We start from the raw sequence: 11,743 nt of genomic DNA, 5'->3' as shown, positions 1-11,743 counted from the left end.
CTATATGCACGTGTTAGAGCTTGTATTTCTTTTTTCTTCGAATCTATTGAATTTTTTACAGATCCTTCTGCTACGTACTTTTCTTCATTAAAATTTGCAATTACTTCATTTACATCTGTCTGCAATAGTTTAAAAAGGGGTGTTAAAATTAATACGACTAACAAAAGACTTACAACAAATTTAACGTATTTTTGCAAATTCGAATTTGGAAGAATAAGATGAAGCATTGTCGCTAAGAGCAAAAAAACGATAATATTTCTGATCCACTCTGTAACAAATTGCATACTCTTCACCTCCTACCGCATCATAAGTGTAATATTCCCCGCAGCAATAATAATTGTAATACTTAAAAAGAACATAAATGATACGATAGCTAAGCAAGCAAATACGTAAATGATGCTTCTTCCAATAATGTCTAAACATTGAATAATTGCTCCGCCGCCAACCGGTTGTAATACTGCTGCTGCGAATTTATAAATAAATGCAATACAGAAAATTTGAATCGCAGGAAAAGCAACAATTAAGCATAAAATGACGAGCCCAATAATTCCGACTGTGTTTTTCAATAATCCTGATGCGCTAATAACAGTATCTGCCGCTTCCGTAAACATCCTTCCAACTACTGGAATGAAGTTTCCTGTTACAAATTTAGCAGTTTTCACAGCTATGCCATCAGCAACGGCTGTCGCTGTTCCTTGTACAGATAATACCCCTAAAAAAATCGTTAAGAAGATACCGATAATCCCAACGCTAACGTTTTGCAGAAGCTTGGACAATTTTGTAACTTTATATTGATCACTCATTGTACTTACAATACTTAATATCGTTGCCAGTAATAAAAGCGGTAGAACGATATAATTCATAAGAAGCCCGCTTGTATTCATTAAGAAAATGATAATCGGATGAAAGAAAGATACAGATACAACCCCGCCACCAGTCGCTATAAGCGCCAATAAAATTGGCAATAGCGCTAATATGAAATCTACCATTGTTTGTATCGTTTCTCTTGCATATGTCATAACGACATAAAAACTATTTAAAGCAAAAATAATAAGTACCATATATACAACAGCATCAGCAATTTTACTTACACTACTTTTTGAAAAAGCGGATTGCAGTGATTGCAACAATGCACTAAAGATTGTGAGCATAATGAGTGTGCCAAGCAGTTTTCCATTAGCTGCAAGCTCATGAAATAAATATTTTAATAACCCTATCATCCACTCTTTTAGAGAGAATTCTTTTTCTCCCTTTACAAACTCCATAAAACTCCCTTTTTGACTCTCTGGCAAATAGCCACCATATTTTGTAACAAGCCCGTCCCAAAATTGCTTCACATCTTCAATTCCGAGCTTATCCAATTGTTGATCAACGACGTTTGTTTCTACAGGAGAAGCTTGTACAACAACCGGTAAAGAAAAGAAAAGGAAGCAAGCAAATAGCAGCTTAGCTCCAAACCTCCTCAACATTCACTCCCCCTTATCCCGTCGGTAAAAATCCGAGAATAGTTTCAATTACAACCGTCAAAATAGGAATTGCCATAACGAGAATTAAGATTTTCCCAGCAAGTTCAATTTTCGAAGCGATGGCACCTTGACCAGCATCTTTTGTAATTTGAGCTCCAAACTCGGCAATATAAGCAATTCCAATAATTTTTAGTAACGTTTCCACGTAGACGTTGCTAACTTTCGCTTCACTCGCTACTCTCTCAATCATTTGTAAAATAGAATGAATTTGATCGATTAAAATAAGAAACATCACGCTACCTACGAACACAATAAATAAAGATGTAATACTAGATTTATGCTGGTTCAAAACAGCAGCTAAAAACGTAGCAACGAGGCCTAATCCGACAATTTGTATAATTTCGATTCGAACCGCCTCCTTTACTGGAAGAGAAAGACACTTTTAATCTTGTCGAATAGCGTATTAATTAAAAATGCAACATGAAATAAAATGACGACAAAACCGACAAGGATAACCCAATTTGCAATATCCTCACGCTTCAATTCTTTTAGTACAGTATGAATGAAAGCTAAAACAATGCCGATTCCGGCGATTTGAAATATTAATCCAACATCAATGGACATCGCCTTTCTCCCCCCTATAGCAGTAAAATTACAATAAGTAGCCCTGCTAGTACCCCTAAGCTCTTAATCATTTTTTCGTATTGCAGTTGTAAAGCTTTCGCTTCCTCTTCTTCTCTCTCCAAATGTGTAATACATAAGCGAATATGTTTTTGTTGTGATTCACGATCATGTTGCCCGAGCGTTTCACCAAATTGCTGCAGTATTTCATACTCGGTTTGTTGAAAAGCCGTCAACTTCCAATTCTCTTTCAAACTATCTATCCAAGCTTCCCTTACTGTTTGTTCTCCACTTTCTAGTTTTTTAGCGAAACTTTGAAATATCCAATTTAATGGCTTTGGCATTTGTTTAACTAATCGCTCGGCAGCCTCAGATAAAGGTGTGTGTCCATACATAATTTCTGCCTCTAATGATTGAAGTGCTGATTTTAATAACCTAAGTTGCCTCGGTCTCTCACTGTATCTTTTAGCATACGAAAACCCGAAAAAGGTGCTGACCGCAACGATTAACACTGCACCAAATATTTTCACCATACGCCCTCAGCCTTTCTATTTGATAACACTGGTTTTCCATATTTATCTTTCACCTGCATAACCGTTCCTGGACCCCTCGCTTTTGACAACTCCACAAACCTATCAAATATACCAAGCTCTAGCACTGCCTTGAGCGATGGACGTCTCACAACATCCTCATAGGAAAATCCGTGTGCGCTTATAAAAAGCTGGACACCTGCATGCACTGCCTCCATAATTGCTTCACTATCTTCTTTACGGCCAATTTCATCTACGATCAAAATATCAGGACTCATAGAACGAATCATCATCATCATTCCTTCTGCCTTTGGACATGCGTCTAACACATCGACTCGGGTACCAAAATCATATTGCGGGATCCCTTTCACACAACCAGCAATTTCTGACCGTTCATCAACGATCCCCACTTTACAGGAAGGAATTTCCGAAGCACTTACCCCTTGACTCATGCAACGTGCTACATCTCTTAAAAGTGTCGTTTTACCCGTTTGGGGAGGGCCAATTACCATCGTGTTTAACCACCTTTTTTCATACAAATATGGCAAAAGCGGTTCAGCAATCCCTATTTTTTGACGAGCAATACGAATATTAAAGGAAGAGACATCACGAATCATTTTCACTGCGCTTTTTTCTGTAATAACTTTTCCTGCTAACCCGATTCTATGCCCCCCGCGAAGCGTCACATACCCACGTTTTAATTCCTCTTCCATCGTATAAATTGAGAATTGACTTAACTTATTCAATAAGTAAATAGCATCCTCTGCAGTAGTGATATAGTCATAAAAAAACACCTTTCCGTGTGCAATACACTCTAGCGGCCTTCCAATTCGAACACGAATTTCCTCTAAAGCATCGTATTGCTTACATTCTTCAATTAAGTACTTCATCGTTTTTGGTAAAACTTCTAATACCTCTTTCATCGGCTTCTCCCCACTATACTCGACTTACTATTTCAGTAATGCGATAAAAATACAGCAAATTCCAAGCGCTAGAAAAAAGAGCTTCAAGAAAGAAATTTCACTTGCTACACTCGCTATCCCAATTGTCATTGTTAAAATTAATACGGTAGGTCCAACAAACGCCAACATACCATTTATAAACAACGCTTTCTTCGCATCATTCACATAAAGCATAAGCAAAGCAGCAAATATCTCCGCACTACCTGAAAATAATCGAAGTGCCCCCATAACAAGCACGGATGTTTCCATTGCCGCTAGCCACTGTTTCATTCTTCCACCTTCTCCCGTAACAATTACTAACTTCGTATTCTAAAAAAGAATATATTTGTACAACCATATGCAGAGGTTGTCTATTTCAGAAGTAAAAACATAATTTTTCTCTAAATTCCGAATTACAATCTGAATATTCATATTATTTCATGGTATATTATGGTATATTTAGTTTAAAAGAGGTTTAAACCATGCAGCACGTCACTTTATTACCACTAGATTTATGCTATACAAATGTGATTTTCGAGCTATCAAGTGATCCACATATAAAAAATGCATTGGGGATAACGGTAGAAAACATCGAAGACACGAAAACATTTCTTCTTTTCGCAATAGACGAAGAGCGTCAAAAGAAATCCTTATCGAGAATGATTGTGAATGAAGAAAATGAAATAATTGGCCTCACCACACTTAAACATATTAATAATGAGAAAAAGCAATCTCACATTGGTAGTTGGCTCGGCTATCCGTACTGGGGAAAAGGCTATAACGAGGCTGCTAAAAAAGAAATCTTTAAAATCGCCTTTTTAGACTTACAACTTTCCTACGTATTTGCTGGTGCTAAAACGAATAATATCCGCTCTTTAAAAGCACAAGAAAAACTACCTTATATTTCATTGCATGTGGAAAACAAGTTTCCAGACGAACACGCTGCACTAGAGAAAGAAGTAAAGTCACCTTGCTCTCTGCATGTCGTGTCACGTGAAAATTTTTTAAACTGGTTGAAATTACAGAATGAGGGGGAAAAATATGAAGGCATTGAAAGTTAGTTTAACCGTTGTAGTAGAATTAGCTCTTATTTATCTTTTTTCATTATTGGTCGGTTGGTCATTTATAGAGACCTTTTTCCTTGGTAGTTTAGCAATATTTGCAATTATGTGGTTAATTATTATGAGTAACCATAGAAATAACATTACAGATCACGCAATAAGTAAAACATTAACTGGCGTTGAGACTGGCGAAATAAAACCATTTCAAATTGTTTTGACTCTATCTATTATGGGTACTCTTTCACTTGTTTTAGTCAGTTTTATAATAACAGCTATTTACTATCTACCCTATTTCCTATAAAAAAAGCACTCGTGAATTATCACGAGTGCTTTTCTACTATGCACGAGAAACGTATTTACCTTCACCAGTGTTGATGATAAGCATTTCGCCTTCGTTAATGAAGATTGGTACTTGTACAACAAGACCAGTTTCTAATGTAGCTGGTTTTGTTACGTTAGAAGCAGTATCACCTTTAATACCAGGCTCTGTTTCTGTAACTTGTAATTCAACTGTGTTTGGAAGTTCAACACCAAGTACTTCGCCTTGGTAAGTCATGATTGCTACTTCCATGTTTTCTTTTAGGAATTTAAGCTCGCGCTCGATTTGTTTTTCACCAAGTTCGATTTGCTCATAAGTTCCGTTATCCATAAATACGTGAGCCTCACCGCTTGCGTATAAGTATTGCATACGACGGTTTTCGATGTGTGCTTTTTCTACTTTCTCACCTGCACGGAATGTTTTCTCTTGAACAGAACCTGTGCGAAGATTACGTAGTTTAGAACGAACGAATGCAGCACCTTTACCTGGCTTTACGTGTTGGAAATCAAGTACTTGCCAAAGGGCATTGTCCACTGAAATTGTTAAACCTGTACGAAAATCGTTTACTGAAATCATGTAAAAAAATCCTCCTGTGTATTACAAAATAATAAGTTCTTTTGGTGATTTCGTAATTACTTCATTACCTTCACTTGTCACAATGATATCATCTTCAATACGTACGCCGCCAATACCTGGAATATAAATACCTGGTTCTACTGTTACAGCCATACCTGGTTCAAGTACTGTATGAGAACGGAACGCTAAACCTGGTGCTTCATGGATTTCAAGACCTATTCCATGACCAGTAGAGTGTCCAAAGTATTCACCATATCCTTTTTCCGTTATGTAGTCACGCGTTAGCGCATCAGCCTCGCGACCTGTTAAACCAGCTTTAATACCGTTCACACCACGTAGTTGTGCTTCTAAAACGATATTATAAATTTCTTTTAATTTATCAGATGGTTCACCGACTGCAATCGTACGAGTAATATCAGAGCAATATCCTTTGTAATAAGCGCCGAAGTCTAATGTAACGAAATCTCCTGTTTCTATCACTTTTTCAGATGCCACGCCGTGCGGTAATGCCGAACGAAGACCTGAAGCAACGATAATATCAAACGAAGAAGATGTTGCTCCTTGTTTTCTCATGAAAAATTCAAGTTCATTTGACACTTCAATTTCAGATACTCCCGGGCGAATGAATGATAGAATATGCTCAAAGGCAGCATCTGCAATCTGTGCAGCTTCCTTTAATATCTTAATCTCTGAATCAGTCTTTATCAAGCGTAACTTTTCTACAAGTCCAGAAGTCGGGATAAATTCAGCATCAATCGCTTCCTTATGCACTGAATAAGAACTATATGTAAGAGTATCTTGCTCAAAACCAAGCTTTTGAATTCCAAGCTCTTTCACTTGCTTTGCCACTTCATCAATGATCAATCCTGCGTGCTGTACAACCTCATATCCAACCGCTTGTTTACTTGCCTGCTCGACGTAACGGAAATCTGTAATAAATTGAGCACGATCTTTTGAAATAAGAACAACGCCTGCTGTTCCTGTGAAGTTAGCCATATATCTACGACTATGTTCATTTGTTAACAAAATACCGTCAATACCAGCCTCATCAAATGCACTTCGTAATCTTTCAATTTTCTCCATTACTTTATGCCTCCCTCAATTTCTCCATTAATGCAAATAACGCTAACTTATAGCCATAAAAACCAAATCCTACAATTTGACCTGCACAAACAGCTGCCGTCACAGATTCATGACGGAACGATTCACGCTGATGAATGTTAGAAATATGTACTTCAATAACAGGAATCGAAATGCTCGCAATGGCATCACGAATCGCATAGCTATAATGCGTAAATGCTCCCGGATTTAAAATGATCCCTTCATATATATCTTCCGCTTCATGAATAATGTCGATAATGGCACCTTCATGATTCGATTGGAAACATTCTAACTCCACTCCCATTGTTTCTGCTTCTTGCTTCATATCTGCTTCAAGTGTCGTTAGCGTGCCCTTTCCATATACATTTACCTCACGAACACCGAGGCGATTTAGGTTAGGACCGTTTACGAGGAGTAACTTTTTCATATTCTTAAAACTCCTTAATATTAAATATCTATACAATATTTTAACATAGGAGTTACTTATTTGAATAGTTCGTCTTCTCTTACCCTTCTTGTTCTGCTTTATTGCTATTTACTGCGTAAGAAACAGAATATGCTATAAACACACCATACAATATAAAAATACATATTGTCGTCACAATTGTCTCTTTTGGTAAATGGAGCGCACTTTTAATAACAGGAGCCATTAAACCCATCCCCAAAAACAGTAGTGCCCACCAAAATAGCCCATAAATAATTCCCGCTATAATCCCTTCAAACTTTGCAAAAAATGCTTTATACAAAAAGGCAATCAAAATTGAAAGAAGTCCCATACACACTATTCCGAACACATTGCCCCATACACCCTCTTTCCAACTTCCAAACGCAAATGGTAAAAGGAAATAATTCGGGCCCGCCTCCGTGAATGAAAATATATGAAGGAAATACCATACCCCGCCCCAAAAGATTCCACCAAACAAACCAATCTGCACAAAATTCCTTGTTCCTAATTGTTCTTGACTCACATCGACACCTCCGCTCAATAGTATGCCCGAAACTATTTTGAAGCATGTTTAAATCCTGCGAAATTTGTCTATAAAAAGAATAAGAAATGTCCGACTCTCATAACATTTTCCCTTGTCATCTACTTGTATTTGCCGATAAAATAAAGGAAACTCGGTGATTGTCTTATTTCAAAACGACAGAACCCAGTATGACAATTGCCTCTTTTTCTACATAAGAGAGAAACAAATACAGGTTGGTGTTAACATGGCAGAAGAGTCAAAACAAATATATGGCGGGCAAGCGGTCATAGAAGGAGTTATGTTTGGCGGTAGAGAATATACTGTTACAGCGGTTCGTCGTAAAGATAAATCGATTGAATTTTATCGATTACCACGCGTTCGTAATAAAGTACTATCTACCCTAAAAAAAATTCCATTTTTACGAGGGATTGCCGCTATTGTGGATGCAAGTGCGAATGGAGCAAAGCATTTAAACTTCGCTTCAGAACGATTTGACGTCCACCCAGAAGATGATGAACAAATTGCAAATAAAAAAGAAGAACAATCAAAATTAACGATGGTATTAGGAGTTGCAGCTGTTGGCGTTTTATCTTTTATATTCGGTAAAGTCATTTTCACAGCAGTTCCTGCACTATTAGCTGAATTAACAAGACCGATTTTCCCGTCTCATACTGGGCAAATCATTGTCGAAAGTGTCATTAAGCTCATGCTATTATTGAGCTATATATACTTTATTTCTTTAACCCCACTTATTAAGCGGGTATTTCAGTATCACGGTGCAGAGCATAAGGTAATCAATGCTTACGAGAATAACCTTCCTCTGACTGTAGAAAACGTTCAAAAGCAAACTCGTCTCCATTATAGATGTGGCAGTAGCTTTATTATATTTACAGTCATTATTGGAATGTTCGTTTATTTCCTAGTCCCTACAGATCCTCTTTGGGCACGAGTTATAAACCGAATTTTATTAATTCCAGTTGTACTTGGTATTTCTTTTGAAGTATTACAATTTACAAATCGATTACGAGATATTCCTGTATTACGCGTACTTGGATATCCTGGATTATGGCTACAACTATTAACAACGAAAGAACCAACAGATGATCAAGTGGAAGTAGCAATTGCATCGTTTGAAGAATTATTACGTTTAGAGAACAAACAATAATTATTTAAAAATGGTGTTCAACTCCTTTCCTCATCGTTAATATACTAATTTTAATATACGTTTTTAGGAGGTGTCCCTTATGAACGGTCGTTCGTTTACTTTCGCTATATTTGTGCTTATTATCGGATTGGCAATATTCGGCCTTGTTTCATCTGTTATTACAAATCCCATGGGTGTATTAAGAAATATCGGGTACATGTTACTTATTGTTGGTATCTTTTACTTGCTATACAAGATGTTTACAAATTCCAGTGGTTCTGCAAATTCACAAAGCTCATATAAGCGTGCGGCAAAACAATCGAACCGCAAACATGGGAAACAAAATGTAGCACCCCTAGGCAATTCTTTCTTTAAGTCAAATACTTCTAATGACAAAAGTAAAAAAGGGAATTCTTCCACTTTGAAACGAAAAAGAAAACAGTCTCATTTAACTGTCATTGAAGGCAAAAAAAGCAAAAAGAAAGACCGTGCTTCCTTTTAGGAAATACGGTCTTTTTTTATACTTTGAAGCACTTCTTTTAAACTTTTCTCTCTCATACTTTCAATTCGAAGATGATGATTTTCAAATGGTAAATTCCGTGTCACATCATTAGGTACCACAACGCACGTTAATCCCGCTGCAACTGCTGCTCTCAATCCATTTAATGAATCTTCAAATACAACAGCTTCAGACGGCTTAATTCCTAATTCTTCTATTGCAACTCGATAAAGAGCTGGATCTGGTTTTACCTTCTCAACATCTTCTCTCGTTTTAATTACTTCAAAATATTCTCGAATTTGTAGCTCTTCTAAAAAATGAATAACCCATTCTCTAGAAGAACTAGAAGCTAGTGCGATTTTTAATCCCATTTCTTTCGCTTCTTCTAAATATTCTTTTACCCCGTCACGAGCTTCTGGTATTCTCATTTTCTCTTTATGTAAAGTTGCCACTTTTTCTTTTAATGCACTTTTGTTAAACTTCTCTTTTAATTGATCATTTAAATATGTATAAAGTACCTCATCTGTTGTTCCAATGCATTTCGCAAATTCCTCTAAAGGTAGTTCCCCGCCGTATTCACGAACAGCATCTCTGAAAGAGTGAAACCATATCGTTTCTGTGTCCACAATTAATCCATCAAAATCAAAAATAATTGCTTTCATAATTCTCCCATCCTTTTCGAATTGAAATAAAAAAGGAAACGCCATACGTTCCCCTTAATTACTTTTCTCTTCATTTGCTCTTTGAACACCACGAAGTGTTTCCACTCGGACTGCATCTTGTTCAAAGTATTCCACTAAATCACCAATGCGATCAATTGCTTCCCAACTTAAATGATGTTCAATTCCTTCTACATCATTGTAAATTTTACTTTCATCCACACCGATAATACGCATAAATTGCTCTAGCAAGTCATGACGATATACGAGACGTTCTCCGATTTTTTTACCTTTTGTTGTTAATACAAGCCCTCTATATTTTTCATAAATTAGATATTCATCTTTGTCTAATTTTTGCACCATTTTTGTTACAGAGGATGGATGTACACTAAGCGCTTCAGCAATATCAGATACGCGGGCGTAACCCTTTTCATCAATCAACAAATAAATTTGTTCAATATAATCTTCCATACTAGGGGTAGGCATCGGTTTCCTCCATCCAAGTTCATTTTGCTTATTCCGTACGAAGCAATCAATAAAATGATACACCAGAAAGAATAACGTGACAAGTTGAAAACGAGCCTAAATATATAAAACAAAAAAGAATCTGTATTTGCATGCAGACCCCCCTTAAGTAAAATATTGTATTTCTGCATTAGGAAAAAACTCATTTATATAACCTCTTATCGTTTCTTCCAATACTGCTGCATCATCCTTTTTATATACATATTTTCCGATGGTTTTGGAAAACGATGCTGGATCAATTCAAACGTTAAATTTGGTATCGTCATATCTTTGTCGCTCAAATAGTTTACGGTTCCTTCTTCCCATTCTTCATGCATTTAAATTGGCGCAACTATAAAACCAAGTGGATATTCAAGTGCCTTTCGTTCAAAGTAAACGAGCTTTGGCATAAATGGTCTCATATGCTTTTCGCCCTCTCGTTAGTATGGGGGACATTAAAGTTTTCCACCCCAGTAACTTGCGTTGCAAGTTACTGAATGTTATAATTTAGATACCAGCTACCTTGCAACGCAAGTTACCTGAATAAAAGGTGGTGAAATCATGCACAGCCAAATGTTAAAAGGCGTGCTCGAAGGGTGCATCCTATACATCATTTCACAAGAAGAAGTGTACGGATATGAACTGAGTACAAAATTAAATAAACACGGATTTACATTTGTAAGCGAAGGAAGCATATATCCATTATTGTTACGTATGCAAAAAGAAAAATTGATTGAAGGAACATTAAAAGCTTCCTCACTCGGTCCAAAGCGAAAATATTATCACGTAACCGATAAAGGGCTAGAACAACTTGAAGAATTTAAAAAAAGCTGGGGAATGGTTTCTACTACGGTAAATAACTTATTACAGGGGGAGTGATAGGGATGAATGCACAAGACATGATTGAATTAAATAATAAAAAACGTGAGCTTCTAACTTCCGAAAACGAAATTGCTTATGGTGATATGTTAGTATATCTTCGGTTATCTAATGTACCCGAACATCAAGTGGAAGAACTTTTGTTAGAAATATTAGACCACCTTATCGAAGCACAAGCTGAAAATAAAAATGCTTATGACATTTTCGGAAATGATTTACAATCTTACTGCGATGAACTTATAGCTGCTTTACCCGCCCAAACAAAACTAGAAAAAACTTCTTTAATTGGTTTTGTTATTAGTTTACTCCTTGCTATACAATTTGGAATGGATACCCTTGCTTCTCTTTTCATTTTCCTGTTTGAAAAAGATACCGATATAATAAGTCCACCTTTTAGCATCCCTGGAACTACTTTGTCTATTTCATTAATTGTACTAGGAATACTGCTTATTTTATATTTATTAAAGCGTTATTC

Annotated in this window: 19 protein-coding genes and 1 pseudogene; 6 read left to right on the top strand and 14 right to left on the bottom strand. The window is 36.5% G+C overall.

The annotated features are described in order from the left end of the window. From spoIIIAF to GBN78_RS25530, 7 genes are all read right to left on the bottom strand, one after another. Positions 1–284, bottom strand: a 284-nt coding sequence (gene spoIIIAF / locus GBN78_RS25560; RefSeq protein ID WP_152127846.1) for a stage III sporulation protein AF, incomplete at its 3' end; no start/stop codon positions are given. 12 nt (positions 285–296) lie between these two features. Next, complete coding sequence (spoIIIAE, locus tag GBN78_RS25555; protein WP_000946110.1) at positions 297–1,469, bottom strand: stage III sporulation protein AE; 1,173 nt, start codon at positions 1,467–1,469, stop codon at positions 297–299. A gap of 10 nt (positions 1,470–1,479) precedes the next feature. Further along, the gene (spoIIIAD, locus tag GBN78_RS25550) at positions 1,480–1,863 is read right to left on the bottom strand and encodes a stage III sporulation protein AD (protein WP_077393170.1); all 384 of its coding nucleotides are present in this window, start codon (positions 1,861–1,863) and stop codon (positions 1,480–1,482) included. 23 nt (positions 1,864–1,886) lie between these two features. After that, on the bottom strand, positions 1,887–2,090 hold the full coding sequence (gene spoIIIAC, locus GBN78_RS25545) for a stage III sporulation protein AC (RefSeq protein WP_000020914.1): 204 nt from the start codon (positions 2,088–2,090) through the stop codon (positions 1,887–1,889). Positions 2,091–2,104: 14 nt separating this feature from the next. Next, positions 2,105–2,620: a stage III sporulation protein SpoIIIAB gene (gene spoIIIAB / locus GBN78_RS25540; RefSeq protein ID WP_000238702.1), complete on the bottom strand. Its 516-nt coding sequence runs from the start codon at positions 2,618–2,620 to the stop codon at positions 2,105–2,107. After that, the gene (gene spoIIIAA, locus GBN78_RS25535) at positions 2,614–3,540 is read right to left on the bottom strand and encodes a stage III sporulation protein AA (protein WP_000665905.1); all 927 of its coding nucleotides are present in this window, start codon (positions 3,538–3,540) and stop codon (positions 2,614–2,616) included. Before spoIIIAA ends, spoIIIAB begins: the two co-directional genes overlap by 7 nt. Positions 3,541–3,567: 27 nt before the next feature. Continuing rightward, on the bottom strand, positions 3,568–3,849 hold the full coding sequence (locus tag GBN78_RS25530) for a YqhV family protein (RefSeq protein ID WP_000816050.1): 282 nt from the start codon (positions 3,847–3,849) through the stop codon (positions 3,568–3,570). A 191-nt stretch (positions 3,850–4,040) separates the two neighbouring features. Here GBN78_RS25530 and GBN78_RS25525 point away from each other — a divergent pair, with 191 nt between their 5' ends. Together GBN78_RS25525 and GBN78_RS25520 are read left to right on the top strand one after the other, a co-directional pair. Continuing rightward, a complete protein-coding gene (locus GBN78_RS25525) occupies positions 4,041–4,619 on the top strand; it encodes a GNAT family N-acetyltransferase (RefSeq protein ID WP_001164984.1) in 579 nt (192 codons plus the stop codon). Further along, entirely contained in the window at positions 4,600–4,920 is a 321-nt protein-coding gene (locus tag GBN78_RS25520; RefSeq protein ID WP_152127845.1) for a hypothetical protein, read from the top strand. The genes GBN78_RS25525 and GBN78_RS25520 overlap by 20 nt, the downstream gene beginning before the upstream one ends. Before the next feature lie 36 nt (positions 4,921–4,956). Here GBN78_RS25520 and efp read toward each other — a convergent pair whose 3' ends face one another. From efp to GBN78_RS25500, 4 genes are all read right to left on the bottom strand, one after another. Then, entirely contained in the window at positions 4,957–5,514 is a 558-nt protein-coding gene (gene efp, locus GBN78_RS25515; RefSeq protein WP_000626516.1) for an elongation factor P, read from the bottom strand. Between the two features lie 21 nt (positions 5,515–5,535). Next, positions 5,536–6,597: a Xaa-Pro dipeptidase gene (pepQ, locus tag GBN78_RS25510; RefSeq protein WP_000411041.1), complete on the bottom strand. Its 1,062-nt coding sequence runs from the start codon at positions 6,595–6,597 to the stop codon at positions 5,536–5,538. A 4-nt stretch (positions 6,598–6,601) separates the two neighbouring features. After that, a complete protein-coding gene (gene aroQ / locus GBN78_RS25505) occupies positions 6,602–7,042 on the bottom strand; it encodes a type II 3-dehydroquinate dehydratase (RefSeq protein WP_000735147.1) in 441 nt (146 codons plus the stop codon). Positions 7,043–7,121: 79 nt separating this feature from the next. After that, positions 7,122–7,583: a YqhR family membrane protein gene (locus GBN78_RS25500; RefSeq protein ID WP_000076893.1), complete on the bottom strand. Its 462-nt coding sequence runs from the start codon at positions 7,581–7,583 to the stop codon at positions 7,122–7,124. Between the two features lie 244 nt (positions 7,584–7,827). Here GBN78_RS25500 and GBN78_RS25495 point away from each other — a divergent pair, with 244 nt between their 5' ends. Both GBN78_RS25495 and GBN78_RS25490 read left to right on the top strand, forming a co-directional pair. After that, complete coding sequence (locus tag GBN78_RS25495; RefSeq protein ID WP_000807121.1) at positions 7,828–8,748, top strand: DUF1385 domain-containing protein; 921 nt, start codon at positions 7,828–7,830, stop codon at positions 8,746–8,748. A 79-nt stretch (positions 8,749–8,827) separates the two neighbouring features. Beyond that, complete coding sequence (locus GBN78_RS25490) at positions 8,828–9,229, top strand: SA1362 family protein (RefSeq protein ID WP_098299650.1); 402 nt, start codon at positions 8,828–8,830, stop codon at positions 9,227–9,229. Here the strand turns inward: GBN78_RS25490 and GBN78_RS25485 are convergent. From GBN78_RS25485 to GBN78_RS30750, 3 genes and pseudogenes are all read right to left on the bottom strand, one after another. Further along, positions 9,226–9,888, bottom strand: coding sequence for an HAD family hydrolase (locus GBN78_RS25485; protein ID WP_025966333.1), 663 nt, complete (start codon positions 9,886–9,888; stop codon positions 9,226–9,228). The genes GBN78_RS25490 and GBN78_RS25485 overlap by 4 nt on opposite strands. Positions 9,889–9,942: 54 nt before the next feature. Further along, positions 9,943–10,371, bottom strand: coding sequence for a transcriptional regulator MntR (gene mntR / locus GBN78_RS25480; RefSeq protein WP_001143083.1), 429 nt, complete (start codon positions 10,369–10,371; stop codon positions 9,943–9,945). Positions 10,372–10,515: 144 nt separating this feature from the next. Continuing rightward, positions 10,516–10,760: pseudogene (locus GBN78_RS30750) on the bottom strand (spore photoproduct lyase family protein); the annotation flags it as partial. Positions 10,761–10,950: 190 nt separating this feature from the next. Between GBN78_RS30750 and GBN78_RS25470 the strand changes: the two are divergent. Together GBN78_RS25470 and GBN78_RS25465 are read left to right on the top strand one after the other, a co-directional pair. After that, positions 10,951–11,268: a PadR family transcriptional regulator gene (locus GBN78_RS25470; RefSeq protein WP_000556081.1), complete on the top strand. Its 318-nt coding sequence runs from the start codon at positions 10,951–10,953 to the stop codon at positions 11,266–11,268. A gap of 5 nt (positions 11,269–11,273) precedes the next feature. Further along, positions 11,274–11,743, top strand: a 470-nt coding sequence (locus GBN78_RS25465) for a DUF1129 domain-containing protein (RefSeq protein WP_152127844.1), incomplete at its 3' end; no start/stop codon positions are given.

This window comes from Bacillus sp. B2-WWTP-C-10-Post-4 (assembly GCF_009183805.1).
GTDB lineage: Bacteria > Bacillota > Bacilli > Bacillales > Bacillaceae_G > Bacillus_A > Bacillus_A cereus.
This window is presented reverse-complemented; position numbering and strand designations above follow the sequence as displayed.

Excerpts from the sequence above, each read along its gene's own strand:
- efp (WP_000626516.1), bottom strand. The coding sequence starts at position 5,514 with ATGATTTCAGTAAACGATTTTCGTACAGGTTTAACAATTTCAGTGGAC.
- spoIIIAB (WP_000238702.1), bottom strand. The coding sequence starts at position 2,620 with ATGGTGAAAATATTTGGTGCAGTGTTAATCGTTGCGGTCAGCACCTTT.
- GBN78_RS25525 (WP_001164984.1), top strand. The coding sequence starts at position 4,041 with ATGCAGCACGTCACTTTATTACCACTAGATTTATGCTATACAAATGTG.
- GBN78_RS25470 (WP_000556081.1), top strand. The coding sequence starts at position 10,951 with ATGCACAGCCAAATGTTAAAAGGCGTGCTCGAAGGGTGCATCCTATAC.
- GBN78_RS25520 (WP_152127845.1), top strand. The coding sequence starts at position 4,600 with ATGAAGGCATTGAAAGTTAGTTTAACCGTTGTAGTAGAATTAGCTCTT.
- GBN78_RS25485 (WP_025966333.1), bottom strand. The coding sequence starts at position 9,888 with ATGAAAGCAATTATTTTTGATTTTGATGGATTAATTGTGGACACAGAA.
- spoIIIAA (WP_000665905.1), bottom strand. The coding sequence starts at position 3,540 with ATGAAAGAGGTATTAGAAGTTTTACCAAAAACGATGAAGTACTTAATT.
- aroQ (WP_000735147.1), bottom strand. The coding sequence starts at position 7,042 with ATGAAAAAGTTACTCCTCGTAAACGGTCCTAACCTAAATCGCCTCGGT.
- GBN78_RS25530 (WP_000816050.1), bottom strand. The coding sequence starts at position 3,849 with ATGAAACAGTGGCTAGCGGCAATGGAAACATCCGTGCTTGTTATGGGG.
- spoIIIAE (WP_000946110.1), bottom strand. The coding sequence starts at position 1,469 with ATGTTGAGGAGGTTTGGAGCTAAGCTGCTATTTGCTTGCTTCCTTTTC.
- spoIIIAC (WP_000020914.1), bottom strand. The coding sequence starts at position 2,090 with ATGTCCATTGATGTTGGATTAATATTTCAAATCGCCGGAATCGGCATT.
- GBN78_RS25495 (WP_000807121.1), top strand. The coding sequence starts at position 7,828 with ATGGCAGAAGAGTCAAAACAAATATATGGCGGGCAAGCGGTCATAGAA.
- GBN78_RS25490 (WP_098299650.1), top strand. The coding sequence starts at position 8,828 with ATGAACGGTCGTTCGTTTACTTTCGCTATATTTGTGCTTATTATCGGA.
- pepQ (WP_000411041.1), bottom strand. The coding sequence starts at position 6,597 with ATGGAGAAAATTGAAAGATTACGAAGTGCATTTGATGAGGCTGGTATT.
- mntR (WP_001143083.1), bottom strand. The coding sequence starts at position 10,371 with ATGCCTACCCCTAGTATGGAAGATTATATTGAACAAATTTATTTGTTG.